This window comes from Pseudomonas sp. FP2294 (genome assembly GCF_030687625.1).
GTDB classification, from domain to species: domain Bacteria; phylum Pseudomonadota; class Gammaproteobacteria; order Pseudomonadales; family Pseudomonadaceae; genus Aquipseudomonas; species Aquipseudomonas shahriarae.
The window spans coordinates 4,484,751-4,509,214 of sequence record NZ_CP117441.1 but is presented as its reverse complement, the minus strand read 5'-3'; the positions used below and the strand labels follow the sequence as shown (position 1 = coordinate 4,509,214).

The following is a 24,464-nucleotide window of genomic DNA, read 5'->3' as shown; positions in this document are numbered from 1 at the left end:
CTTATAGAGAATTCAGGAACGCGAGCAATGCTGCTCGCTGCTGCGCATTAAAAGACAACACCTGTTGCTGCGCCGCCTGGGCCTCACCGCCGTGCCACAGCACGGCTTCGAGCAGGTTGCGGGCACGGCCGTCATGCAGGAACTGGGTGTGGCCACTGACGTTTTGCGTCAGGCCAATGCCCCACAACGGCGGCGTGCGCCAGTCGCGGCCACCGGCCTTGAACTCGCTGCGGTTATCGGCCAGGCCCTCGCCCATGTCGTGCAGCAGCAAATCGCTGTACGGTCGGATGACCTGGTTGGCCAGCTCCGGTTCGGCGGCATTGCTGGCGGTGGTGAACTTCGGTGTGTGGCATGCCTGGCAACCGGCCTGGAAGAACAGGTTCTTGCCGTCCAGCACTTGTTGCGCGTTGACGTCGCGTCGGGCGGGCACGGCCAGGTTCCGGGTGTAGAACAGCACCAGGCGCAGGATGTTATCGCTGACTTCCTGCTCGCCATTTTCGCCGTTGCCGTTGGGCGCCTGCTTACAGGCAACCTGTGCGTCGGTGCAGTCGTCCATGGGCCGCAGGCTGGTGGTCAGGCCCATATCACCAGAGAACGCGTGAACATTTTGTTGATTGAGGTTCGGCTGCCCGGCTTTCCAGCCAAAGCGCCCGAGCACGGTTTTTTGCTGGGCATCGTCCCAGACCCAGTTCGGGCGGCCGAGCACGCCGTTTTTGTCCGGGCGTTTGCTGGCGTTTTGCAGGATGTCCGCGTCGCTGATGGCTTCGAGCAGGCCCAGGCCGATCATCGGCGGTGCTACACGGGCGGAAAACCGCGTATCCGGGTGCATCGGCCCGTAGCCGAGCTGGGTGATCTGCAGGCTCGGCTTGCGCAACTCCACCACCGTACCGTCATTGAACGTGACGTTGACCGGTGTGTAGTCGACCCGCACCTTGCCTTCCGGGACGACACCGGGCACGGCCATGTCCTGCAACTGCCCGCCATACACCGGCTCGGGCACGATCCCCAACTGTTCGATGACCTTGGCATAGGGCGGCGAATCCGGGATCGACAGGCGTACCAGCATCGACACCGCATTGTTGGCCTCAGGCGCGGGCGGATGGCCGCGCCCGTCCTTGATATGGCAGTTCTGGCAAGCATTGGTGTTGAACAGCGGCCCCAGCCCGTCGCGGGCGGTGGTGGTGGCCGGGGCGATCACCCATGGATTGCGGAAAAAACTGTTGCCGACGCTGAAGTCCAGGCGGCGGGTTGGTGCCAGGTTGGCCGACGGCAGAGAAAAGGCATTCTGGTCGGTCTTGCGCACCGTGGTGCTGCCCCCCGAACGGGCTTCACCGGGCTCGGCCTGGGTAAACGTCGGCGGCGGGGCGTCATCGCAGGCACTCAGACTCACGGCCATCAAGAGTGCAGACAGGCGAAGAAGCAAACGGGGCATCAAGAATCCTGGAAGACGGGCGAGGGTGGATGAAATTCAGGGGCAAAGTCTAACAGGGCGGGGCGGATTGAATAAGAGCAATTATCGTTTGCTCCAATCTGATGCATTCCCGCTAGAATGACCGCACATTTTTTTTGGAGGTGGCCAATGCAGGCTCTCGACGCTTTGCTCAACCGTGTTTCCGTACCGCGCCTGCTGGAACCGGCCCCTACTGCCGAGCAGCGCGAAGTGCTGTTCGCGGCAGCCATGCGTGCGCCGGACCACGGCCAACTGCGGCCGTGGCGCTTCCTCACCGTGGAAGGCGCAGCCCGCGAGCAAATGGGCACCCTGCTGGCCGAAGCGGCCCGCCTGCAAGACCCCGAGGCCCCGCAAGCGGTGATCGACAAGGCGCAGAATGGCCCGTTGCGTGCGCCGTTGGTGGTGGTGGTGATTGCCCGTCTGCAGGAGCACTTCAAGGTGCCCAAGTCCGAGCAATTGCTGGCGGCGGCCTGTGCGGCCCACGGTATTTTGCTGGCGGCGTATGCCCAGGGCATTGGTGCGGTGTGGCGGACCGGGGATTTGTCGTATTCGGCGCATGTGGCCAAGGGGTTGGGGCTGAGTGCGGGTGAGGAAGTGATTGGCTTCCTTTATTTGGGCACTGCGCAAAACCCGCCGCGGACGGCGGCGAAAGAAGACATCACGGCGTTTGTCAGCGCCTGGACCGGTGTCTGACTCACTGCAAATCTGCTGGTGCTGTATGTGGGAGCGGGCTTGCCCGCGATAGCGCAGTGTCAGTCGCCGGATTTATTGACGGGTCCACCGCTATCGCGAGCAAGCCCGCTCCCACATGGGGTATTTCATCGTTTTCCGGACCTGGGTCTACACCCGGAACTGATCCATCAGTTTCATCTGCTGGTTGGCCAATGCATTCAACTGGCTGCTGATCGCCGCCGATTCAGTGGCCTGACCGGTCAAGGTCTCGGTCACGGTACGGATCGCCGAAACGTTGCGGTTGACCTCTTCGGCCACGGCGCTCTGTTCTTCGGCAGCGCTGGCGATTTGCAGGTTCATGTCGCTGATCACCGTCACCGCATCGCTGATCTTGCCCAGGGCCTGGACCGCCTGCTGGATCTGCCCGGCGTTGTTCTGCGCCTGGCTCTGGCTCGAATGCATGGTGGTCACTACCCCACGGGTAGCGCTCTGGATACGTTCTATGACCAGGCGGATTTCTTCCACTGAGTCCTGGGTGCGTCGCGCCAGGTTGCGCACTTCGTCTGCCACTACCGCAAAACCCCGTCCGCTTTCCCCGGCGCGTGCCGCTTCAATCGCCGCGTTGAGCGCCAGCAGGTTGGTCTGCTCGGCAATGCTGCGGATCACCTCCAGCACCGAGCCGATCTGCTCACTGTTGACCGCCAGGGCTTCGACCTCGGTCACCGCCTTGCTGACTTCTTCGGCGAGGGTGGTGATATCGCGGGTACTGCGCTCGATAATCGCCATGCCTTCACGGGCCGATTGATCGGCGCCGCGTGCTGCACTGGCCGCATTTGAGGCGCTGTTGGCCACCTCATGGGCGGTGGCGCTCATCTCGTTGGAGGCGGTGGCCACCTGGTCGATCTCGCGAAATTGCACCTGCATGCCTTCGCTGGTCTGGCGCGCGATTTCCGAGGACTGATCCGCGGTGCCACGGGCTTCAGTGATGCTCTGCTTGATCTGGGCGATGGTCGGCTGCAGCTTGTCGAGGAAGCGATTGAACCAACTGACCAGTTCTCCCAGTTCGTCTTTTTTCGTATAAGTCAGGCGCTGGGTCAGGTCGCCGTCGCCGCTGGCAATATCCTTGAGCATCGCCGCCACGCTGTTGATCGGGCGAGTCACACCCGTCGCGGTCAGCCATATCAGCAGCAGGCCCAGCAGGCCAGCCACGGCGCCCACCAGCAACGCCTGGAGTGTGCCGCGGGCCTGGGCGTCGTCGAGCACGCCTTGCAACTTGACCGAATCGGCCAGCAGCACGTCCTTGGGCAGCGAAATCAACACGCCCCAGGGCTTGGCACCGGCAATCGGCTTGAGCGGATATACCGCGTGGATCGTGTCGTTTTGCTCGCGGACCTTGCGCGTTTCACTGGCCAGCAGTTGCACGATCTCTTTGCCTTCGCCGCCAAGCATATCGACGATGCTCTTGCCGACCTTGTCCGGCTCGCCACTGTAGCCGGCGATCAGGCCACTGCTGGAGAGGATTTCCATGATTCCGGCGCCGTCGAACAGCTCTTTTTGCGCGGTATTGGCCGCCGCTTGCAGGGCGTCCAGGGCAATGTCGATACCGATCACCCCAATCACCTTGCCGTCGGCCAGCAGCGGCAGGGAGATGGTGGTCATCAGCATCGACTTGCCGGCCACTTCGTCGGCGTACGGGTCCAACAGGCAAACGCTGCGGGTATCCCGTGGGCAGGTGTACCAGATGTTGTAGGGCGTGCCGCTGAGATTGAGGGTGGTCTTGGTCAGGTCCGCTTCCACCATGATCGTGTTCAGGCCTTCACCGCCGGCCCGGCTCCAATAGCTGGAGAAACGCCCGGCTTCGTTGGAGGCGCGCAGCTTGTCGTCGATAAATTCGCTGTCCTTGCCATCCAGGCCGTTGGGTTCAAACGACAACCAGATCCCCAGCACCTTGGTGTTGCGCTCGAAGGCGGTCTTGATCTGCTGATTGAGCTCCTCGCGCACGGCCCCTGCTTCCAGCGAACGCTTGGCGGCCATGTTGCGCAAGTCCTTGACCTGATCGGCGAGGGCGGTGACCACCAACAGGCTCTCGCCGAAGGCTTTCTGTACCTGTACCGCCTGCTCGGCGGCCTTGGCCTGGAGCAGGTTTTCCACGCTGGTGGTGAGCATCTGCGAACTTGAGGTGTTGACCAGTTGGTCGTTCTGGTTGGTCTGGTAGATGTTCAGGCTGACGATCAGCGCAATCACCCCCAACAGGCAGAGGCCGGAGAGCAGCACGATTTTCAAGCGGATGGAGAGGGTGTCGAACATGGGCTTACTCGCGATTGGACTTGTTGGTGTGCAAGCAGGGCAACGGCCAAGTCCATTCGGCGCTATGCCCGGAACATCGGCACCGACGGGTAATTCATGAGGAACAGGCGATGAGCGGTAGGGCGCTCAGGCGGGGGTTCGCGCCAGGCGTTCGGGGCGTGACCAGATCCACAGGTTGCCCAGGCTCATGCCGGCGATCGCCAGGTAGATCGGCCACCCGTGATCGAGCATCACCAGCATCAGGCCGGCACACAGCAGCATGCTCACGGTGGCGCTGACCTTGGCCCGGCGCGCGATGATCTTGCCGTTGCGCCAGTTGAACAGGATCGGCCCGAACAGCCGGTGGTTTTCCAGCCACGCGCTCAGGCGCGGCGAGCTCTTGGTGGCAGCCCAGGCGGCCAGCAGGATGAATTCGGTGGTGGGCAGGCCCGGTATGACAATCGCGATCAAGCCGATCCCCAGGCTGACATAGGCCAGCAGGCCGAACAGGATTCGGGCGAGCTTGGAGGAGGAGGGGGCGGGGGCTGTCATAGGTACGATTTGTCTGGGTTTCGAAAAATCTGCAAATGGAGCGCGATCAACATGTGGGGGCTGGCTTGCCTGCGATGCAGACGCTTCGGTGTATCAGTTAGACCGAGGCGATGCTATCGCAGGCAAGCCAGCTCCCACATTCATGACATGCCAGCAGCGGGTCAGGCCAGTTCTGGGGCGCTAGCGTACGCCTGTTCCAGCAACACGGTGAAGCGTACAAAGGCATCCACTGCACCTTTTTCCGCCGCCGCTTCTTCTTCGGCGCTCAGTTCCAGGCTATCGAGGGTGCGGGTGAAGCGCTTCCAACCTTCGGCACGGCCACCGGCCGGCTCGCCGAGGTGGCGGGCCCCGAAGGTTTCGCTCAGGCCCAGGCCAACGGCACGTTTGATCAGGAATGCTGCGCCCAGCTTTGAACCTTCGGAGACGAACAGCCAGCCCAGGGCCTGGGCCTTGCTCGGGTTCTGCACGGCACCGGCCACGGGGGCAGGCACTTCGGTGTCCAGGTCGGCCAGGTCCAGCTTGGCGGCGTCGGCGCGGCAGCGCTCGGCCAGGTCGGGCACCAGCTTGATCAGCTCGGGATCGTTGTACAGCGCCACCAGTTCCGACTGGAACAGGTACTGCGCGACCACGAAACGGGCGAAGTTGGCCTGGGTTTCAAACGGGGCGTGAGCCTTGACCAGGGCGTCGAGCTTGGTGTGTGGCTCGTGGGTGATCTGGTTCAGGCGCTGGGAGCGCAGGCTTGCGCGTTCTGTGGTGGTGGAAGCGGTCATTGGATGTCCTTGAGAAGGAAAAGCGCCTTGTTGCCAGGCTGTTATTACTAGACGAACAAGAAGACGCGTCACAGTAAAAAATCCTCACCCCGGCCGGCGATAAAACCGGCGAGGCGGGGTTGCGTGGGTCAGATATCCCAGATCAGGTTGATCGCAAAGTTACGCCCTGGCTGGGTCAGGCGGTCCAGGCTGGCCGGCGAGGTCACGCCGGCTTCGCCCACGCCGTCGTAGCTGCGCACGTCATCCCAGTTCCAGTATTTCTTGTCGGTCAGGTTGTACAGGCCGCCGTTGACGGTCAGCTCGTCGGTGACTTTGTAGAAGCCGGTCAGGTCGACGATGCCAAAGCCCGGGGTCTTGAACGGGCCGTTGGCCTTGATGCCGGTCGGGGTAAAGAACGTGGTGCTGTCTACCCGGTTCTGTTTCTTGACCAGGGTCCAACTGACCAGCGCACCGTAGGTGTCCTGGTCGTAGCCCAGGCCGAACACACCCTTGAGCGGGTTGACGCTGTTCAGCGGCTGGCCGGTTTCATCGTTGCGGCCGTGGGCGTAGGCAATCGCGCCTTTGCTGTACAGGCCTTGCGGCGCGCCGAAGGCGTCCAGGTTCAAGCGCCCTTTGACCTCCATACCCTTGATGGTGGCGCGCTTGATATTGCCGGGCTGGAAGATGGTACCGGTTGGGCTCAGTGCGGCGTTGTCCTCGTCAATGAAGTCACGGTACTTGTTATAGAACACCGCGACGTCGAAATTGCCTGAGTCGAAGTTGCCACGGATTCCGGTTTCGTAGCTCTTGCTGGTTTCCGGCTTGAGGTTCGAGTTGGGCTCGACGACATAGTTTTCTTCCAGGTTTTCAAAACGGCCATACAGCGCTTTGGCTGATGGCGTGCGGAAACCTTCGGCGTACTGGCCAAACCAGGTGTACTGCTCGGTCAGTGCGTAGGTCACGCCCAGTTTTGGCGAGAAGCGATGCCAGGTTTTGTTCGAGTCGTCATGGGGGTACTTGCGGTCCGGGTCGGTGGTATTGAGGAACGCTTCGGTCAGTTTGGGTTTGAGCTGGATGTAGTCGTAGCGCAGGCTGGGCAGGAAGGTCCAGTCATTCCAGCTGATCTGATCCTGGGCAAACAGCGCGTAGCTGTTGATGGTCGGATCGGGGAAATCGCTGGCTTTTTTCACGCTGTCGGCAGGGGTTGGGCTCGGTGCGCCGATGGCAGTGCAGCCCGCGCCTACAGCCAGGCAGGTCGCCGCACCTTCGCGCGAACCGGTGACTTTCTGCTGCTTGATCGTGGTGCCGTAGGTCAGCAGGTGATCGGTATCGCCGATGACGAAGGCCTTGTCCAACTGCGCGTCGAACACCCACTGCTTTTCTTCGTAGAGGGTGTCGCGGGTACGCAGCACGCGGCGGCCGGCCTGATAGATTTCGCTGGTGGCCTGGTCGGTCTTGGCGATCTGGTAGTTGAGGCTGGTCTTGATGTGATCGGCAATCGGCGAGTCGAGTGAAAACTTGTTCTCCAGGCCAAAGCGTTCGCGGGTGATGGTGTCGTTACCGCGGCGGTCACGGTACATGTTCGTGCCCTGGCCCTCGAGGAAGATCCCGCCCACCGCACTTTTCTGGTTGATGTCGCGGTCGTCCTTGTACTTCTCGTAGGTCAGGCCCAGGCGGTTGTCTTCGCCGTAGTTCCAGCCCAGCTTGGCCAGCACGTTGGTAGTGCGCACGTCTTCCGGGTTGGCGCCGGTGCGGGCCAGGCCGGTGGCGTTGTTGCCGTTATGAGACTCCATCTCGTGGCCGTTGCGCTGACTCAGGTGCAGCAAACCGTCGAAGTCCTGCACCCGGCCGGCGACGGTGCCGGAGGTCAGCCAGCTTTCGTCCGCCGAGCTGTAGCCGGTCTTCAGCCGCGCGCCCACATCCTGGCCAGGCTTGATGATGTCATCCGGATCGAGGGTGAAGTAGCTGACGGCGCCGCCGATGGCGCTGCTGCCGTACAGGGCCGAGGCCGGGCCACGGATGATTTCCACGCGCTTGACGATTTCCGGGTCGACATAGTTGCGCCGGGTCTTGGCGTACGGGCCGTTGAAGAAGTTGTCCGGCACCTCTACACCGTCGACCTGGGTGAGGATGCGGTCGCCGTCGATCCCGCGAATGTTGTAGCCGGAGTTACCGGAGCGGGTGCCCGCGCCACCGACCGAGACGCCCGGTTCGTAGCGCACCAGTTCGCGGATGGTGTTGACGTTCTGGCGGTCCAGCTCCTCGCGCTCATGCACGGTGACGGTGCTGGGCACGCTGTCTACCGCTTGTTCCTGACGGGTGGCGCTGATGGTCATTTGCTGCAGGGTGATAGCACTGCCCGCCGTGCGCTTTTCCAGGACGATATTGTTGTTACCCAGTTTGCGGTAGTTCAGGTTGGTCCCCACCAACAGCCGATCCAGGGCCTTTTCCGGTGTCAGTGAGCCCCGTGCGCCGGGGGATGAAACCCCTTGGCCCAGTTCGGCGGGCAGGCCGATCTGCCAGCCGGTGACGGCGGTAAAGGCGTTGAGCGCCGACACCAGGGATTGCTGCTCGATGCTGAAGGTGTAATTGGCGTGGCTGCGCGCAGCGGGTTCGGCGGCAGTGGCCGTCAGGACCGGGCTGCCTGCCAACAGGATCGCGGCGGCCAGCAGGCAAAGCGTGGGCGAAGAGGACCGGCGGTTGAAACGAGAGGACATCGAGAGCGCTCCGAGGTACGAGTCTTATAGTTGCGAGCCTGAATCAAATAGGAATCAGTTGCATTGGCTAAGACGAGACGTACCAGCAGAGGTTATCGAGTAAAAATAATTATTCTCAATTGAGAATGACTAGCGCGGGGAACTCCGAGAGCCTGGCCGAGGTGATATGCGCCAGGGAGCGCACTACGTCCAGGGGCTGGTCCAGGCGGTAATTACCGGTCACCGCGACGCTGGCCAGTTGCTCGTTGGTGTTGACGATCCAGCCCGGGTAATAGCGCCGCAGCTCTGCCAGCACTTCACTCATCGGGCAGTTTTCAAAGACCAGTCGGCCCTGGACCCACGCCAGCTCCTTGGTCGCATCGAGTTTGGAGGGTTGGCCGAAGCCCTCGGGGCCGACGCGGATGCTTTCGCCGGCACTCAGGCGCACCCGGTTGTTGCCGAAGGGGGTACTCAGGTCAACGTCTCCGCGTTGCACCTGAACCTGGGCCTCACCGTTGAGATAACGCACAGCGAATGCCGTATCGCTGACACTGGCGCGCACTGGGCCGGCGTCGATTTGCAGGGGCAGGCCACGGTTGGCCGCGACTTCGAAAAACGCCTCGCCCTGGTACAGGCGGGCGATGCGCTGATGTTCGTCGATGGTGCTGGAAAACGCCGAATTGGTATTGAGCAGCACCTTGGAGCCGTCATCCAGCTGCAGGCGCTGGCGCTCGCCGACCACGGTCAAATGGTCGGCCTGCAGGCGCACCGGCAGGTTGCTGAAGCTGAACAGCCCGAGCAGCAACACCGCCGCCGTGGCCAAGGGCTTCCAGTGCGGCTTGATGCGCCGCCAGGCGCTGGGCTTGCGCGGTGCATTGAGGGCCACGGCGGCGCTGTGTACCGGCGCACCGCCCCAGGCGGCCTGGGCTTTGGCAAAGGCTTGGGCGTGACTCGGGTCGGCGGTGAGCCAGGCCTGGAACTCGGCCTGCTGGCCTGGCTGCGGGCATTGCAAAGCGATCAGCCAGTCGAGGGCTTGGTCCATGGCCGCATGTTGCAACACCTCATGAGCCAGCTCATGGGGGCGCAGTTTGTTCGGGTCCGTCACGGTGTTCCTCGGGTCTTCGCCACGTTTTATTCAGTGTCTTGCGTATTTTTGCGACATTTCTGTCGGCTTGTCCCGACAAAGCTTAAGGGTGATCGAGTCGTTCGGCCACACCTATGCAGATGGCCATGATCAATTTCAGTTCCTTTTGCACGGTGCTCAAGGACACCTGCAACTGGTCGGCAATCTCCTGATAGCTGCAGCCGTGCAGGCGGCTGAGGATAAAAATCTGCTGCTGGCGGGCGCTCAACTGTCCGAGGCTGACACTCAGGTGCTCCAGCAATTGCTCGGCGTGGGCGGCATCTTCGGGCGTCGTGACCGGGGAGGCGACGCTTTGCAGGACATCCAATGGGACATCTTCCTGCAAGGTGCGGGACTGGATCCGACGCGCGCGCAGATGGTCGAGGGCCAGGTTGCGTGCGGTCTGGAACACGAAAGGTTCGAGGTGATCAATCGGTCGCTCGCTGAGCGCCCGGGTGACGCGCAGGTAGGTTTCCTGCAACAGGTCCTCGGCGGTGCTGTGGTTATTCACCATCCGCTGCAAGGTGCGCAGTAGCACCACCCGTTGGGTGAGGAAGACTTGATTGAAGCGAGATAGGCTCACAGTGATACCGGACCAATTGGCAGTTAATGATAATGCTTATCATCAACGCAAATGGCAAGTGGCTATTTCTCTGAACCCACGCAAGACAAATGTGGGAGCGGGCTTGCTCGCGAATGCGGTGGGTCAGTCAATACATTCATTACTGACCCACCGCATTCGCGAGCAAGCCCGCTCCCACAGGGGGGGTTATTCGGCGTTACACAGCGCCAGGCAGTTATCCAGCATACGGTTGGAGAAGCCCCATTCGTTGTCGTACCACGCCAGTACCTTGAGCAGCTTGCCACTGGACTTGGTGTGGTTGGCGTCGAAGATCGACGACAGCGGGTTATGGTTGAAGTCACTGGAAACCAGCGGCAGGGTGTTGTAGCCGAGGATTTTCGAGTGTTGGCTGGCTTCTTTGAGCAGCGCGTTGACCTCATCGGCCGTGGCTTCTTTTTTCAGTTGCACGGTCAGGTCCACCAGCGACACGTTGATCACCGGCACGCGCACCGCCATGCCCGTCAGCTTGCCCGCCAGTTCCGGCAGGACCAGGCCCACCGCTTCGGCTGCACCGGTCTTGCTCGGGATCATGTTCTGCGTGGCCGAGCGGGCGCGGTACGGGTCGGTGTGGTAGACGTCGGTCAGGTTCTGGTCGTTGGTGTAAGCGTGGATGGTGGTCATCAGGCCGCTTTCGATACCCAATTCGCGGTGCAGCACCTGGGCTACCGGCGCCAGGCAGTTGGTGGTGCAGGAGGCGTTGGAGATGATCTGGTGGGATTGACGCAAAATGTCATGGTTGACCCCGTAGACCACGGTGGCATCCGCGCCCTTGGCCGGGGCCGAGATAATGACCTTGCGCGCGCCGGCGCTAATATGGGCAGCAGCCTTGTCACGGTCGGTGAACAGACCGGTGCATTCGAACACCACGTCGATCTTGTGCGCAGCCCACGGCAGGTCGGCGGGGTTGCGAATGGCACTCACAGCGATCCGGTCGCCATTGACGGTCAGGCTTTCCTGATCGTGAGCAACCTCTGCATCGAAAGTGCCATGGACGGTGTCGTATTTGAGCAGGTGGGCATTGATCGAACTGTCGCCCAGATCATTGATGGCGACGATCTGCAAATCCTGGCGGTAACCTTGGGTATAAAGTGCGCGCAGGACGTTGCGGCCAATACGGCCAAAACCATTGATTGCAATCCGAAGAGTCATTTGAAAGCGCCTGTCGTCGATTTGTTGTAAGAATTACAAGATTATTCGCATAAAAATAGAAAACAAGCCTTTTTAGTGGCAATATTTTGTTCAATCTACAACGAGTGACCTGAATCAACTGGTCCGATGATCCAAACGACTCCCTGCCATCCCATGAGCGGTGGGCGTTTGATCAGCATAGACACTCAGGTCGCCACATCCGTTAGCCTGGAGTTCTACACATGCATCCCCGCGTACTTGAGGTCACCGAACGCCTTATCGCCCGCAGCCGGGCAACCCGTGAGGCGTACCTTGCGCTGATTCGCGGCGCGGCCAGCGACGGGCCGATGCGCGGCAAGCTGCAATGCGCCAACTTTGCCCACGGCGTGGCCGGGTGCGGCACTGAAGATAAAAACAGCCTGCGGATGATGAATGCCGCCAACGTGGCAATTGTTTCGTCATATAACGACATGCTCTCGGCGCACCAGCCGTACGAACATTTCCCGGAACAGATCAAAAAAGCCCTGCGCGAAGTCGGCTCGGTCGGCCAGTTCGCCGGCGGCACCCCGGCCATGTGCGACGGTGTGACCCAGGGCGAGCCGGGCATGGAGCTGAGCCTGCTCAGCCGCGAAGTGATTGCCATGTCCACGGCGGTAGCGCTGTCCCACAACATGTTCGACGCCGCGCTGATGCTGGGGATCTGCGACAAGATCGTCCCGGGCCTGATGATGGGTGCCCTGCGTTATGGCCATCTGCCGATGATCTTCGTGCCCGGCGGGCCGATGCCCTCGGGGATCTCCAACAAACAGAAGGCCGATGTGCGCCAGCGCTATGCCGAAGGCAAGGCCAGCCGCGAAGAGCTGCTGGAATCGGAGATGAAGTCCTACCACAGCCCCGGCACCTGCACCTTCTACGGCACCGCCAACACCAACCAGTTGCTGATGGAAGTGATGGGCCTGCACTTACCCGGCGCTTCGTTCGTCAACCCGTACACACCGCTGCGCGATGCACTGACCCGCGAGGCTGCGCACCAGGTCACGCGCCTGACCAAGGCCAATGGCAACTTCACACCGATCGGCGAGATCGTCGACGAAAAATCCCTGGTCAACTCCATCGTCGCTCTCAACGCCACCGGCGGTTCGACCAACCACACCCTGCATATGCCGGCCATCGCCATGGCCGCGGGCATCATCCTCACCTGGCAGGACATGGCCGACCTCTCGGAGGTGGTGCCGACCCTGTCCCACGTCTACCCGAACGGTAAAGCTGATATCAACCACTTCCAGGCGGCGGGCGGCATGTCGTTCCTGATCCGTGAGTTGCTGGAAGCCGGCCTGCTCCACGAAGACGTCAACACCGTGGCCGGCCATGGCCTGAGCCGCTACACCCAGGAGCCATTCCTGGTGGATGGCGAACTGGTCTGGCGTGAAGGCCCGATCGAAAGCCTCGACGAAAGCATCCTGCGCCCGGTGGCCCGTGCCTTCTCCCCGGAGGGTGGTTTGCGAGTGATGGAAGGCAACCTCGGCCGTGGGGTGATGAAAGTCTCGGCCGTGGCCCTCGAGCATCAAATCGTCGAAGCGCCGGCCGTGGTGTTCCAGGACCAGCAGGACCTGGCGGACGCGTTCAAGGCCGGCCAGTTGGAGAAGGATTTTGTCGCGGTCATGCGCTTCCAGGGCCCGCGCTCCAATGGCATGCCGGAATTGCACAAGATGACGCCGTTCCTTGGTGTGTTGCAGGACCGGGGTTTCAAAGTCGCATTGGTGACAGACGGGCGCATGTCCGGCGCCTCGGGTAAGATTCCCGCCGCGATTCACGTCAGCCCCGAAGCCCAGTGCGGTGGGGCGCTGGCGCGGGTCAAGGATGGCGATATCATTCGCGTCGATGGCGTCAAAGGCACCCTCGAGCTTAAGGTGGACGCCGAAGAATTTGCAGCGCGCGCGCCTGCCACGGGCCTGTTGGGCAATAACGTGGGGGCCGGTCGCGAGCTGTTTGCATTTATGCGCCTGGCCGCAAGCTCCGCAGAGCAGGGCGCCAGCGCCTTTACCTCTGCCCTGGAGACACTTAAGTGAAACTTGCGCTGGTTGGTGACATCGGCGGTACCAACGCCCGGTTTGCGTTATGGCGGGACCAGGCACTGCATTCGATCCGGGTGCTGGCCACGGCGGATCACGCCAGCCCTGAAGAGGCGATCAAGGTCTACCTCGCCGAGGAAGGCCTGGCGCCGGGTTCCATCGGCGCGGTGTGCCTGTCGGTGGCCGGGCCGGTAAGTGGTGATGAGTTCAAGTTCACCAACAACCATTGGCGCCTGAGCAAGACCGCGTTCTGCAAGGCCCTGCAAGTGGACGAGCTGCTGCTGGTCAATGACTTCTCGGCCATGGCCCTGGGCATGACCCGCCTGCAACCCGATGAGTACCGCGTGGTCTGCGCCGGCACCCCGGAGCCGTGGCGCCCGGCCGTGGTGATCGGCCCAGGCACAGGGCTGGGCGTGGGCACCTTGCTGGACTTGGGCGCCGGCCGCTGGGCCGCGTTGCCGGGCGAGGGCGGGCATGTCGACCTGCCCCTGAGCAGCCCACGGGAAACCCAGTTGTGGCAACACATCTACAACGAGATCGGGCATGTCAGCGCCGAGACCGCCCTGAGCGGTAGCGGTCTGCCACGCCTGTACCGGGCGATCTGCGCGGTGGACGGCCATCCGGCGGTATTGGAAACCCCGGAGGCGATTACTGCGGCAGGGTTGGCTGGCGATCCGGTGGCGATGGAGGTCCTCGACCAGTTCAGCATCTGGCTGGGCCGCGTGGCCGGCAATAACGTGCTGACCACCGGCGCCCGGGGTGGGGTGTATATCGTGGGCGGGGTGATCCCGCGGTTTGCCGAGTTCTTTATCAACAGTGGCTTTGCCAAGAGCTTTGCGGACAAAGGTTGCATGAGCGACTACTTCAAAGGGATCCCGGTGTGGTTGGTGACGGCGCCGTATTCCGGGTTGACCGGGGCGGGTGTGGCTTTGGAGCAGGCATTTGCGTAGGCAGTGATGGCCCCATCGCGGGCAAGCCCACTCCCACATTTGATTGTGTTCACAAATCAAAATGTGGGAGTGGGCTTGCCCGCGAAGAGGCCCTAGAGAGCACCCCATAACAACAAGGAGGCCCCCGTGAGCGTAATCAGTAAATCCATTCTTCTCGTCGATGACGACGAGGAAATCCGCGAGTTGCTGCAAACCTACCTCAGTCGCGCCGGCTTCCAGGTGCGGGGCGTGCCCAATGGCGCAGGGTTTCGCCAAGCCATGGACGAAGCCCCATGCGACCTGGTGATCCTCGACGTCATGCTGCCCGACGAAGACGGCTTCAGCCTCTGCCGCTGGGTACGTCAGCACCCGCGCCAGGCTCAGGTGCCGATCATCATGCTCACCGCCAGTTCCGACGAGGCCGACCGGGTCATCGGCCTGGAGCTGGGCGCCGACGATTACATCGGCAAACCCTTCAGCCCCCGTGAGCTGCAGGCACGCATCAAGGCCCTGTTGCGCCGCTGCCAGTTTGGCCAGGAGCGCAGCGGTGGCGATGTGCTGGTGTTTGATGAGTGGCGGCTGGACATGATCAGCCATCGCTTGTTTCACGTTGATGGCGAGGAAGTCATCCTCTCCGGCGCCGACTTTGCCCTGCTCAAACTGTTCCTCGATCACCCGCAGCAAATCCTTGATCGCGACACCATTGGCAATGCCACCCGTGGCCGTGACCTGATGCCCCTGGACCGCATTGTCGACATGGCCGTCAGCCGCCTGCGACAACGCCTGCGCGACACCGAGAAACCGCCACGGCTGATCCGCACCGTGCGCGGCAGCGGTTACCAACTGGCGGCCAGTGTGGTTGCCAGCAATGCCCACTGAGCGCGGGCGCATTCCGGTCCCGCGTTCCTTGTTGGGGCGCATGCTGCTGCTGACCCTGTTGGCGGTGCTGTTTGCCCAGGCTTTATCCAGCGTGATCTGGGTCTCGCAGCTGCGCGCCACCCAGCTTGAGGGCCTGGTCACCAGCGCCCGCAGCCTGGCCCATTCGATGACCGCCAGCGTCAGTTATTTCCGTTCCCTGCCGGTGGCTTATCGCCCGCTGGTGCTCGACCAGTTGCGCAGCATGGGCGGCACGCGCTTTGTGGTGACGCTCAACGACAAACCGCTGGATATGCAGATCTTGCCGCAAACCCCGCGCAAACAGGCGGTGCTCGGCGCGGTGGACGAAGTGCTGCGCCAGACCCTGGGCAGTGATGTACATTTTTCGGTGGAATTTGTCAGTGCCAAAGACCTGCGTATCTTCAATGCCGGCCTGAAACTCGATGAGCTGCCACGTTCCTGGGCGCATTACGCGCTGACCCTGGAGCCGGTCAACCCGCCGGTACTGGTGACGCAGATCGAATTGGGCGCCGGCGAATGGCTGTATATCGCCTCGTTGCTGCCCGAGCCCTACACCAGCCTCGAAGAACAGGGTCTGCCGTCCCAGCAAGTGTGGTTTATCGTGCTGACCAGCGGCTTTCTGTTGCTGTTTATCGGCTTGCTGGTGCACTGGCAAAGCCGGCCGCTCAAGCGCCTGGCGCGGGCGGCGCGGGACCTGTCCCTGGGCGCCGACGTGGAGCCGGTGGCCGAAGGCGGCGGCAGCGAAGTGGTGGAGGTAGGCCGCGCGTTCAATGCCATGCGCGAGCGGATCAGCCGCTACCTGACCGAACGCAGCCAGTTGTTCAGCGCAATTTCCCACGACTTGCGCACACCAATCACACGCCTGCGGCTGCGGGTGGAACTGCTGGAAGACGAAAAGCTGCAAGCCAAGTTCGGCCGTGACCTGGATGAGCTGGAACTGCTGGTCAAGGGCGCGTTGCAGTGCGTCAAGGACACGGACATCCACGAGAACATCGAGCCGGTGGACCTCAACCATGTGCTCGACTGCCTGGTGGAGCCGTATCTGGCGCCCAACGGCAATGGCCGGGTGACCCAGCACGGCCGGGCGTTGACGGCCTATCCGGGCAAGCCGCTGGCGCTCAAGCGCTGCATTGGCAACCTGATCGACAACGCCTTGAAGTACGGGCAGAACGCCCATCTGCGTATCGAGGACGATGGTGCGCAGTTCATCCTGCATGTGGATGACGAGGGGCCCGGTGTACCGGAGCAGCGTCTGGAGCAGGTCTTCGAACCGCACTTTCGCCTGGCCGGGCAGCAGCAGGGCTATGGCCTGGGGCTGGGGATTGCACGCAATATTGCCCATAGCCATGGCGGCGAAGTGAGTTTGCAGAATTTGCGCGAAGGTGGCCTGCGGGTGACCTTGCAACTGCCCCGCACCCCGGACTAAGCCGCGCTGCCGAGCCTATGTGGGGGCGGGCTTGCCTGCGATAGCGGTACATCTGACCCACCGCCATCGCAGGCAAGCCAGCTCCCACAGCGGTCCGCAGTAGGTCAGAGGCTCTGGCGCAACCTGGCTAAATCTCTAAGCGGCGGCGCCCCAAACAATCGGCTGTATTCCCGGCTGAACTGCGACGGGCTCTCATACCCCACCCGATACCCCGCCGCCGAGGCTTCCAGGCCTTCGGCGATCATCAGGCGCCGCGCTTCCTGCAAGCGCAGTTGCTTCTGGTACTGCAACGGACTCATGGCCGTGATGGCCTTGAAGCGGTGGTGCAGGGTCGACACGCTGAGATTCACTTCCTTGGCCAGGTCATCAATGCGTAGCGGTTGTTCGTAGTTGCCGTTCAGCCAGGTGATTGCGCGGCTGACCCGATGGCTCTGGCTATTGGCCACGGCAATTTCGTACAGGCGATAGCCCTGTGGCCCACGCAGCAAGCGGTAGAGGATTTCGCGATTGATCAACGGCGCCAACATCGCGATATCTTTGGGCGTATCCAGCAGGCGTGCCAGGCGCAATACGGCGTCGAGCAACTGGGTGTCGATCCGGTCGACATACATACCGCGCGCGGTCGGGCGCGTGGGCACCCCCATCGGGCCGGCTTCCGCAATCAGGGCGGTCAGTTGCGCCGGGTCGATATTGATGCGCACCGACAGGTTGGGGTCTTCGACCGTGGCGTCGATGACTCGCCCGGCCACCGGCATCGCGACCGAGAACACCAGGTAGTTGAGGGGGTCGTAGGCAAAGATTTCGTCGGCCAGGCGCACTTCCTTGCTGCCGTTGGCGAGGATGCACAGGGCAGGTTCCACCAGCACCGGCATGAAGTCGCGCGGCGTATTGTGGCGGTTCAGGTAGAGCGAAGTGATCGCGGTGCCGTAGGAACCGTCCTCCCAAGTGTGCCGGTGCACAATGCTGGCCAGTTCGGCGCGCTGTTTTTCCATCTCGGCATCGAGGGGAATGGACTGCTGTTCGGGCGACGACATGGAGCGTCCTCTGCATGCTTCTTTGATGGGCACAGCTTAGCGGTGGCGCTGCAAGCAGTGTTATGTCGATTCTGCACAATCCTTGCCTGATCCTGCGGCGCGTCTGGAATCAGGCAAGCCCCCCGGCCTGTCATCTGCCTGAAACAAGGCGCTTGTCCCTGCAATAAAGCCTGGGGCCGAACCGGGTGTCTACGCTTCTGGCAGGATTGTGCAATAAGCCGGCAGGAATCGACTAACCGCGCAGGGGCCTGCGCCCGTATCTTTGATTGTGTGGCAACACGCCCTCACAGTGCTTGCCGAGCATCACTTCTCAACGGGAGAGTCGAACATGTCCACCCCCATTCCCGCGAGCCATCTGGCCTTTATCCGCGCCCGCAGCGGGTGCAGCACCGAACTGGGTGCACGCTTGAGCAGTTTGATCGAACCGGGCCGTCAGGCTCAGGGTTGCCTGCAATTCTCGTTGCAGCATTCCCAGGTTGACCCCGATGTCTGGCTGGTTTCAGGTTTCTGGAGCAGCGAACAGGCCATGAGTGCCTACTTCAGCTCGCCGGCGCTGGTGCTGTTTACCGAGTTGTTGAACGACAGGGTCGTGCGCAGCATGGACTTCCAGACCTTCACTGACGCCTGCGCCGACAAGGCTTATGGCGAGTACCTGCAACTGGCCGGTTAGGGTTTAGAATGGCCGACTTTCCATTGGCCAGGACCTGCAACATGGCACGTAAAGAATTTGCCCACCACGAAGCTGTTTCCGCCCTAGTGCGCGAAGACCAGGGCGGCTATAGCGCCGCCATTGCCGTCAAGGCACTGGACGGCATGAGCGCACCGCGCTTTCACAAGATCCTCGATGGCCAACTGTTCAAGACTGCCGACGACGCCGACGATGCGGCGGCCCAGCAACTGGAGCGCTTGAGCGATATCGACGAAGAGGGCCAACTGGCCTGGGCAACCGCAACAAACTAAAGAACACCACCGACCCAACTGTGGGCGCGGGGTTTGTGTGGGAGCGGGCTTGCTCGCGAAAGCGTCGTGTCAGCCAGCCAATTTGGAACTGATCCACCGCTTTCGCGAGCAAGCCCGCTCCCACATTTTTAATTGCATTCGATCCAATCAGGGTTTGGTAGCCCCAGGGCGGTACATCTTGAACAGCGCTTCCGGCCCCAGCTGGAAATAATCCGCCGGGCCGCCGCCCCGCAGAATCGGCTCGGCCGCCGCAGTGTCGTACACCCCATCCTTGAGCAACCATTTGGCGATATGCACCGCGACCACTTCGCCAAGCACCAGCCAGCTGGGCACCAGTTCCTTGTCGGCCCGCTGTAGCTGAATGATCTGCGTGACCTTGCACTCGAACGACACCGGGCTTTCGCCGACCCGCGGCACGGCGATCACTTTGGAGGCCACTGGCGTCAGCCCGGCCAATTCAAACTCGTTGACCTCTGGTGACACGGCGGCGCAGCTCTGGTTCATCTGCTCGGCCAGCGGGCGCGTGGCCAGGTTCCAGACAAATTCGCCGGTCTGTTCGATGTTGTTCAGGCTGTCTTTACGCCCGACGCTGGAAAAACCAATGATCGGCGGGATGTAGTTGAAGGCATTGAAAAAACTGTAGGGCGCCAGGTTCAGGCGGCCTTCGCGGTCCTGGGACGAAATCCAGCCAATCGGGCGTGGGCCGACGATGGCGTTGAACGGGTCATGGGGCAGGCCGTGGCCGTTGGCGGGTTCGTAGAAATGGATATCGTCAGGCATGGACGGGGGTTCCTGCGGCGGGGAAAAGCGCAATAGTGCAGGCCCAAGGGCAGGATTTCCACCGGATTGGCGGTGCCGCCTGGAGTTTTCATCCAGCAACCACCTGTTTTTTACCGCCCTGCGGCCAGTCTGCAAAGGATCGATGATCCTGCTCGTCTGGTTGCTGGTGATGATCGCCGGTGCCTGGTAGGTACAGCGCAGGGACAGCCGTCAGCCGCTGGCAGAGCTGTCCTGACGGGATGAAAAAAGGGCCATGTCATTGGATGACATGGCCCTTTTCTACACCTGGCGAACCCTTAGTCCGTGGTGATCCGCGAATGCTTGCGGGTGTCTTTCATGGTGATGTAGACCAGCAGCGACACGGCAATACACGCGGTGACGTACCAGTAGTAGCCGGTTTCCATGCCGATGCTCTTGAACCACAGGGCGATGTATTCAGCGGTACCGCCGAAGATCGACACGGTCAGTGCGTAAGGCAGGCCGACACCCAGTGCACGGATTTCGGTAGGGAACAGCTCGGCCTTCACCACGGCGTTGATCGAGGTGTAGCCGCTGACGATGATCAGCGCCGCCATGATCAGGAAGAACGCGCCCCACCAGGTCTGGACGGTGTGCAGAGTGGTGAGGATCGGCACGGTGAACAGGGTGCCGAGGATGCCGAAGGCGATCAGGATCGGCCGGCGACCGACCTTGTCCGACAGGCCGCCGACAATCGGTTGCAGGCACATGAACAGGAACAGCGTGGCCGCAGAAATGGTGGTGGAGTCGGAAATGCTCATGCCGACAGTGTTCACCAGGTACTTCTGCATGTAGGTGGTGTAGGTGTAGAAGGCCAGGGTGCCGCCCATGGTCAGGCCGACCACGGTCATCAGTTCCTTGGGGTGGCGCATCAAGGTGCGCATTGCGCTTTCCTTGGCTTTTTCCTTCTTGGTGAAGGACTCGGTTTCTTCCATGCCGCGTCGCAGGTACAGGGCTACGACTGCGCACAGTGCGCCGATGGCAAACGGGATACGCCAGCCCCAGGCATACAGCTCTTCGGTGGTGAGGATCTGTTGCAGCACGATCAGCACCGCCAGCGCGATGAGCTGGCCGGAAATCAGGGTCACGTACTGGAAGCTGGAGAAGAAGCCGCGACGTTCCTTGGTCGCCATTTCACTCAGGTAGGTGGCCGAGGTGCCGTATTCGCCACCGACCGACAGGCCTTGCAGCAAGCGGGCGAACACCAGCAGGATCGGCGCGCCGACACCGATGGTTTCATAACCGGGGCTCAGGGCGATGATCAGCGAGCCGAAGCACATCAGCAGCACCGACGCCATCAATGCGGCTTTACGGCCTGCGCGGTCGGCGTAGAGGCCCATCAGCCAGCCGCCAATCGGGCGCATCAAAAAGCCCACGGCGAAGATCGCGGCGGTGTTGAGCAGTTGGGCGGTGGTGTCGCCTTTAGGGAAGAAGGCCTTGGCGAAGTACAGCGAGAAAGCAGCGTAGACGTACCAGTCGTACCACTCGACCATATTGCCGACCGATCCGCTGAAGATCGACTTGATGCGGCTGGAGGTGGTGCGTGCTTGCGCCGGCGCAGCCGCCGACCCCAGAGGCAGGGTATTGGAGTTATCCATTGAAGGATCCTTCATGTCATTGTTTTTGTGGAGCGCGCGTCAGCGCAGCCTGGTTGGACCTATAGCAGGAGCTGTGCCAAGCAGGTGAGGGCCCGATCTAGAAGGGTTGGGGGATTATTTTGAGCGGAAAGTCGCTGATCATTTTTTGTTGATGAGCGGAAATCCGCTTATGGCGGCTGTCCTCATCGCAGGCAAGCCAGCTCCCACATTCTGATTTGCGAATACATTCAAGTGTGGGAGCTGGCTTGCCTGCGATGAGGCCCTCAGGGGGCCCTCAATCCATCGACAAAAACATTTCCCGGGTCAGCCCATGGCGCTGCATCTTTTCATTGAAGGTCCGCCGTGGCAGTTGCAGTTCGGCCAGAACCGCCTTGATATCGCCCTTATGCCGAGTCAGCGCGGCTTTCAGGCAATGGGCCTCGAATGCCTCCTGCTGCGCCGCCAGGGATTGCCCGGCCTCGATACCTTCCGGCTCCGGCTCGCCCAGGCCCAGCACCTGGCGTTCGGCGACGTTGGCCAGTTCGCGCACGTTGCCCGGCCAGTCATGGCTCAGCAACTGCCCCAGTTGCGGCCCGTTGAGGGGCACGGTCTCGCGGCCCAGGCGTTCGGCGGCTATCTGGGTAAAGTGGTCGAACAGCAGTGGGATATCTTCGCGGCGTTCGCGTAACGGTGGCAGGCGCAGTTGTGCCACCGTCAGGCGGTAGGCCAGGTCTTCACGAAAACGCCCGGCGCGGGCTTCGTCCAACAGGTCGGGCTTGGTGGCCGCAATGATGCGCAGGTCGACCTTGATGCTCTGGTTGGAACCCAGACGCTCCAGTTTCTGTTCCTGCAACACCCGCAGCAGCTTCACCTGCTGGGCCAGGGGCATGCTTTCGATTTCGTCGAGAAACAACGTGCCGCCGTTGGCGTACTCCAGCTTGCCGATGCGCTTGCCCTGGGCGCCGGTGAAGGCGCCGCTTTCATGGCCGAACAGTTCGGCTTCAAACAGTTGCTCGGGAATCGCCGCACAGTTGAGCGCGACAAATGGCTTCTTTGCCCGGGGCCCGAAGTCATGCAGGCAACGGGCGACGAGTTCCTTGCCGCTGCCGGTCTCGCCGCGGATCAGCACATTGACCGGCAAACCGGCCAAGTCCAGCACCTGGCGCCGCAGGTTCTGCAGGCTGCGCGACACCCCCAACAGGGTCGACTCCAACTGGGCGCGATGATCGGCCTGTTGGTGCAGGCGGCGGTTTTCCAGGATCAGTCCGCGTTTGTCCAGGGCCCGGCGCAGGCTGGCGAGCAGGGCGTCGGGGCTGAAGGGTTTTTCGAGGAAGTCGTAGGCGCCGTCGCGCATGGCTTCGACGGCCATCGGCACGTCGCCATGGCCGGTCAGCAGGATCACTGGCAAATCGGTATCGCGCCGTTGCACCTCGGCCAGCAGCTCCAGGCCGCTGAGGCCCGGCATGCGCACGTCGCTGAGAATCACCCCGGGGAAATCCCTGGGCAGCTTGGCCAGGCAGTCCTCGGCACGGCTGAACAACTGCACCTCGAACCCGGAGAGGCTCAGCCACTGTTCCACGGCCGTGCGGATGCTGGCCTCGTCATCGACCACGATCACCGCGTTCAGCATAGGTCTGGCGCCTCCAGCGCGATGGGCAGGATCAGGGTGAAGACGGCGCCGTCTCCCTGGTTGGCAGCAATCAGGCGCCCCCCCAGTTCATGCACGATAGCGTACGACACCGCCAGCCCAAGTCCGAGCCCGTCCCCCACTGGCTTGGTGGTGAAAAACGGGTCGAACACATTGTTCAGGTGTTCCTCGGCAATCCCACCGCCGCTGTCGCTGACGCTCAGGTGCCACAGTTGTTGATCGGCATGCAGGCGGATTTCCAGGCGCTTGCGTGGCTTGTTGGCCATGGCGTCCAGGGCATTGCGCAGCAGGTTGATCAGTACTTGTTCCAGGCGAATGGCATCGCCGCGCACCCAGGCCGGACGGGTCAGGTCGAGCACGGTGCCGATGGCTTCGTCCCGCAGGCGTGCGTCGAGCAACTGCAGGGACTGGTCGACCACGGTCGCCAGGTCCAGGCGTTCGCGCAGGCCACTGGGGCTTTTGCGGGCGAAGGTCTTGAGGTGGCCGGTGAGGGCGGCCATGCGGGTGAGCATGTCGTCCAACGGCGTCAGGGCCTGGTAGGCGTCGTCGATACGCCCGTGGTCGAGCAGCAGGCGCAAGGTGGCCAGTTGCATGCGCTGGGCAGTCAGTGGCTGGTTGATTTCATGGGCCAGGGCCGCGGACATCTGTCCCAGCGCCGCCAGCTTGGCCGATTGCACCAGGCCATCCTGGGCGGTGCGCAAGGCCCGGGTGCGTTCTTCCACCAGGCTCTCAAGCTCTGCGCGGCTGCGCTGGCGCAAGCGGGCGAGGCGCCAGCGCTGGCTGAGGAACAGCACCAGGAACACCAGGGTCAACCACAGGCCAGCGGCGGCGAGGCCGGCGTTACGTTGGTCTTCAAAGGCGACCTGGGGTTTGCGCAGCAGGTGCAGGGTCCAGCCTTCGGCTTTGAGAGGCAGGGATTCCCAGATGTAGTTGGCATTGCCTTCGGGCCCGGCGACGCGCATCAAGTGACTGTTTTCGTCAAAGCGCTGCAAGGTCTGGGTGTCCAGGGGCTGCAGTTGTTTTTTATCGTATTGGCGCGTGGCCTTGAGCTCGGCCAGATCGTTGGCCGACAGCGGGCGCAGGTTGCGGTAACGCCATCCGGGTTTATTGGCGATAAACACAATGCCCCGGGCATCGCTGACCAATAGCAGGTCGTCGCCCTGGGCCCATTCGCGCTCCAGTTCCGGGAACTCCAGTTTCACCACCATGGCGCCGAGAAACTGCTCCTGCTCATCCAGCACTGCGCTGGACAGGAAATACCCCGGAATCCCGGTGGTCACCCCCACCGCATAAAAGCGCCCGGTGCCCTGGCTGCGGGTCTGGCTGAAATACGGGCGAAACGCATAGTTGTGGCCGACATAGCTACTGGGCAACCGCCAGTTGCTGGCCGCCACGGCCAGGCCGGTGCGGTCCATCAGTTCCAGGGTCGACGACTGCGCGGCACCGTTGATGCGTTCCAGCTTGTGGTTGAGCACGTCCTGGGTCGCCGGATCCAGCGGGCCTTGCAAGGCGCGGATCATTTCCGAATCCAGGGCCAGTACGGCGGGCAGGGCGCGGTAACGTTCAATCAGGGTGTGCAGGGAGTTGGCGTACAGCGCCAGTTGCTGGTTGGCACGGCCGGCATCGTCCACCAGGGACTGGCGTTCAGCCTGGCGCATGGCAAGAGCGGCGGCCAAAACGGCACCGGCGATAATCAGCAGGGAGTAGAAGGTCAGACGCAATGGGCGAGGGATCGCGATCATACGAGAATGAACAGCTGCAGTAGGGGGCGAGCACCATACCATGCAGCAGGACGAGCGCAGTACTTGTGGCGAGCGGGCTTGCCCGCGATTGCATCGACGCGTT

The 24,464-nt window shown here is 62.2% G+C and carries 20 protein-coding genes and 1 pseudogene; 7 read left to right on the top strand and 14 right to left on the bottom strand.

The window, feature by feature from the left end; translation table 11 throughout:
* Nucleotide 1 precedes the first annotated feature (1 nt).
* On the bottom strand, nucleotides 2-1,432 hold the full coding sequence (locus PSH73_RS20200) for a di-heme oxidoredictase family protein (protein WP_057958652.1): 1,431 nt from the start codon (nucleotides 1,430-1,432) through the stop codon (nucleotides 2-4).
* Nucleotides 1,433-1,579: 147 nt separating this feature from the next.
* On the opposite strand from PSH73_RS20200, the gene PSH73_RS20195 reads away from it, so the two are divergent.
* On the top strand, nucleotides 1,580-2,143 hold the full coding sequence (locus PSH73_RS20195) for a nitroreductase family protein (protein WP_057958653.1): 564 nt from the start codon (nucleotides 1,580-1,582) through the stop codon (nucleotides 2,141-2,143).
* Nucleotides 2,144-2,290: 147 nt separating this feature from the next.
* Here the strand turns inward: PSH73_RS20195 and PSH73_RS27115 are convergent, their stop codons facing one another.
* The 8 genes and pseudogenes from PSH73_RS27115 to gap form a co-directional block, all read right to left on the bottom strand.
* Nucleotides 2,291-2,995, bottom strand: coding sequence for a methyl-accepting chemotaxis protein (locus PSH73_RS27115; RefSeq protein WP_370694607.1), 705 nt, complete (start codon nucleotides 2,993-2,995; stop codon nucleotides 2,291-2,293).
* A gap of 201 nt (nucleotides 2,996-3,196) precedes the next feature.
* Nucleotides 3,197-3,253, bottom strand: a pseudogene (locus tag PSH73_RS27110) (hypothetical protein); the annotation flags it as partial.
* Between the two features lie 1,302 nt (nucleotides 3,254-4,555).
* A complete protein-coding gene (locus PSH73_RS20185; protein ID WP_057439386.1) occupies nucleotides 4,556-4,960 on the bottom strand; it encodes a YbaN family protein in 405 nt (134 codons plus the stop codon).
* A 161-nt stretch (nucleotides 4,961-5,121) separates the two neighbouring features.
* Entirely contained in the window at nucleotides 5,122-5,730 is a 609-nt protein-coding gene (locus PSH73_RS20180) for a biliverdin-producing heme oxygenase (protein WP_305418132.1), read from the bottom strand.
* 128 nt (nucleotides 5,731-5,858) lie between these two features.
* The gene (locus PSH73_RS20175) at nucleotides 5,859-8,426 is read right to left on the bottom strand and encodes a TonB-dependent receptor (RefSeq protein WP_305418130.1); all 2,568 of its coding nucleotides are present in this window, start codon (nucleotides 8,424-8,426) and stop codon (nucleotides 5,859-5,861) included.
* Between the two features lie 115 nt (nucleotides 8,427-8,541).
* Nucleotides 8,542-9,510 (bottom strand): FecR domain-containing protein, encoded by a 969-nt coding sequence (locus PSH73_RS20170; protein ID WP_057958658.1) that lies wholly within the window; start codon nucleotides 9,508-9,510, stop codon nucleotides 8,542-8,544.
* 82 nt (nucleotides 9,511-9,592) lie between these two features.
* A complete protein-coding gene (locus PSH73_RS20165) occupies nucleotides 9,593-10,111 on the bottom strand; it encodes an RNA polymerase sigma factor (RefSeq protein WP_057439388.1) in 519 nt (172 codons plus the stop codon).
* Nucleotides 10,112-10,297: 186 nt separating this feature from the next.
* Entirely contained in the window at nucleotides 10,298-11,299 is a 1,002-nt protein-coding gene (gene gap, locus PSH73_RS20160) for a type I glyceraldehyde-3-phosphate dehydrogenase (protein ID WP_029295415.1), read from the bottom strand.
* A 221-nt stretch (nucleotides 11,300-11,520) separates the two neighbouring features.
* Here gap and edd point away from each other — a divergent pair, with 221 nt between their 5' ends.
* The 4 genes from edd (at nucleotide 11,521) to PSH73_RS20140 (ending at nucleotide 16,602) form a co-directional block, all read left to right on the top strand.
* Entirely contained in the window at nucleotides 11,521-13,347 is a 1,827-nt protein-coding gene (gene edd / locus PSH73_RS20155) for a phosphogluconate dehydratase (RefSeq protein WP_057439389.1), read from the top strand.
* On the top strand, nucleotides 13,344-14,300 hold the full coding sequence (locus PSH73_RS20150; RefSeq protein ID WP_057439390.1) for a glucokinase: 957 nt from the start codon (nucleotides 13,344-13,346) through the stop codon (nucleotides 14,298-14,300). Before edd ends, PSH73_RS20150 begins: the two co-directional genes overlap by 4 nt.
* A 126-nt stretch (nucleotides 14,301-14,426) precedes the next feature.
* Nucleotides 14,427-15,158 carry a response regulator gene (locus PSH73_RS20145; RefSeq protein WP_057439391.1) on the top strand — a complete coding sequence of 244 codons (732 nt, stop codon included), beginning with the start codon at nucleotides 14,427-14,429 and terminating at the stop codon, nucleotides 15,156-15,158.
* The gene (locus PSH73_RS20140) at nucleotides 15,148-16,602 is read left to right on the top strand and encodes an ATP-binding protein (RefSeq protein WP_305418127.1); all 1,455 of its coding nucleotides are present in this window, start codon (nucleotides 15,148-15,150) and stop codon (nucleotides 16,600-16,602) included. Before PSH73_RS20145 ends, PSH73_RS20140 begins: the two co-directional genes overlap by 11 nt.
* 104 nt (nucleotides 16,603-16,706) lie before the next feature.
* On the opposite strand, the gene PSH73_RS20135 is transcribed toward PSH73_RS20140, so the two are convergent.
* Nucleotides 16,707-17,636 carry an AraC family transcriptional regulator gene (locus PSH73_RS20135; protein WP_057439392.1) on the bottom strand — a complete coding sequence of 310 codons (930 nt, stop codon included), beginning with the start codon at nucleotides 17,634-17,636 and terminating at the stop codon, nucleotides 16,707-16,709.
* Nucleotides 17,637-17,964: 328 nt separating this feature from the next.
* On the opposite strand from PSH73_RS20135, the gene PSH73_RS20130 reads away from it, so the two are divergent.
* Nucleotides 17,965-18,306, top strand: coding sequence for an antibiotic biosynthesis monooxygenase family protein (locus PSH73_RS20130; protein WP_057958661.1), 342 nt, complete (start codon nucleotides 17,965-17,967; stop codon nucleotides 18,304-18,306).
* Nucleotides 18,307-18,314: 8 nt separating this feature from the next.
* The gene (locus PSH73_RS20125; protein ID WP_057439394.1) at nucleotides 18,315-18,596 is read left to right on the top strand and encodes a hypothetical protein; all 282 of its coding nucleotides are present in this window, start codon (nucleotides 18,315-18,317) and stop codon (nucleotides 18,594-18,596) included.
* A gap of 147 nt (nucleotides 18,597-18,743) precedes the next feature.
* Here the strand turns inward: PSH73_RS20125 and PSH73_RS20120 are convergent, their stop codons facing one another.
* From PSH73_RS20120 to PSH73_RS20105, 4 genes are all read right to left on the bottom strand, one after another.
* Entirely contained in the window at nucleotides 18,744-19,376 is a 633-nt protein-coding gene (locus PSH73_RS20120) for a flavin reductase family protein (RefSeq protein WP_120734035.1), read from the bottom strand.
* A 296-nt stretch (nucleotides 19,377-19,672) separates the two neighbouring features.
* Nucleotides 19,673-20,992: an MFS transporter gene (locus PSH73_RS20115; protein WP_057958662.1), complete on the bottom strand. Its 1,320-nt coding sequence runs from the start codon at nucleotides 20,990-20,992 to the stop codon at nucleotides 19,673-19,675.
* A gap of 274 nt (nucleotides 20,993-21,266) precedes the next feature.
* Nucleotides 21,267-22,601 (bottom strand): sigma-54 dependent transcriptional regulator, encoded by a 1,335-nt coding sequence (locus PSH73_RS20110; RefSeq protein ID WP_057958663.1) that lies wholly within the window; start codon nucleotides 22,599-22,601, stop codon nucleotides 21,267-21,269.
* Nucleotides 22,595-24,361 carry an ATP-binding protein gene (locus tag PSH73_RS20105; protein WP_057958664.1) on the bottom strand — a complete coding sequence of 589 codons (1,767 nt, stop codon included), beginning with the start codon at nucleotides 24,359-24,361 and terminating at the stop codon, nucleotides 22,595-22,597. The genes PSH73_RS20110 and PSH73_RS20105 overlap by 7 nt, the downstream gene beginning before the upstream one ends.
* Nucleotides 24,362-24,464 lie beyond the last annotated feature (103 nt).

What these genes read in the sequence shown, in the direction of transcription:
- PSH73_RS20125 (WP_057439394.1), top strand. Translation starts at nt 18,315, where the DNA reads ATGGCCGACTTTCCATTGGCCAGGACCTGCAACATGGCACGTAAAGAA.
- PSH73_RS20195 (WP_057958653.1), top strand. Translation starts at nt 1,580, where the DNA reads ATGCAGGCTCTCGACGCTTTGCTCAACCGTGTTTCCGTACCGCGCCTG.
- PSH73_RS20140 (WP_305418127.1), top strand. Translation starts at nt 15,148, where the DNA reads ATGCCCACTGAGCGCGGGCGCATTCCGGTCCCGCGTTCCTTGTTGGGG.
- PSH73_RS20135 (WP_057439392.1), bottom strand. Translation starts at nt 17,636, where the DNA reads ATGTCGTCGCCCGAACAGCAGTCCATTCCCCTCGATGCCGAGATGGAA.
- gap (WP_029295415.1), bottom strand. Translation starts at nt 11,299, where the DNA reads ATGACTCTTCGGATTGCAATCAATGGTTTTGGCCGTATTGGCCGCAAC.
- PSH73_RS20115 (WP_057958662.1), bottom strand. Translation starts at nt 20,992, where the DNA reads ATGGATAACTCCAATACCCTGCCTCTGGGGTCGGCGGCTGCGCCGGCG.
- PSH73_RS20185 (WP_057439386.1), bottom strand. Translation starts at nt 4,960, where the DNA reads ATGACAGCCCCCGCCCCCTCCTCCTCCAAGCTCGCCCGAATCCTGTTC.
- PSH73_RS20120 (WP_120734035.1), bottom strand. Translation starts at nt 19,376, where the DNA reads ATGCCTGACGATATCCATTTCTACGAACCCGCCAACGGCCACGGCCTG.
- PSH73_RS20110 (WP_057958663.1), bottom strand. Translation starts at nt 22,601, where the DNA reads ATGCTGAACGCGGTGATCGTGGTCGATGACGAGGCCAGCATCCGCACG.
- edd (WP_057439389.1), top strand. Translation starts at nt 11,521, where the DNA reads ATGCATCCCCGCGTACTTGAGGTCACCGAACGCCTTATCGCCCGCAGC.
- PSH73_RS20175 (WP_305418130.1), bottom strand. Translation starts at nt 8,426, where the DNA reads ATGTCCTCTCGTTTCAACCGCCGGTCCTCTTCGCCCACGCTTTGCCTG.
- PSH73_RS20200 (WP_057958652.1), bottom strand. Translation starts at nt 1,432, where the DNA reads ATGCCCCGTTTGCTTCTTCGCCTGTCTGCACTCTTGATGGCCGTGAGT.
- PSH73_RS20130 (WP_057958661.1), top strand. Translation starts at nt 17,965, where the DNA reads ATGTCCACCCCCATTCCCGCGAGCCATCTGGCCTTTATCCGCGCCCGC.
- PSH73_RS20180 (WP_305418132.1), bottom strand. Translation starts at nt 5,730, where the DNA reads ATGACCGCTTCCACCACCACAGAACGCGCAAGCCTGCGCTCCCAGCGC.
- PSH73_RS27115 (WP_370694607.1), bottom strand. Translation starts at nt 2,995, where the DNA reads ATGAGCGCCACCGCCCATGAGGTGGCCAACAGCGCCTCAAATGCGGCC.
- PSH73_RS20105 (WP_057958664.1), bottom strand. Translation starts at nt 24,361, where the DNA reads ATGATCGCGATCCCTCGCCCATTGCGTCTGACCTTCTACTCCCTGCTG.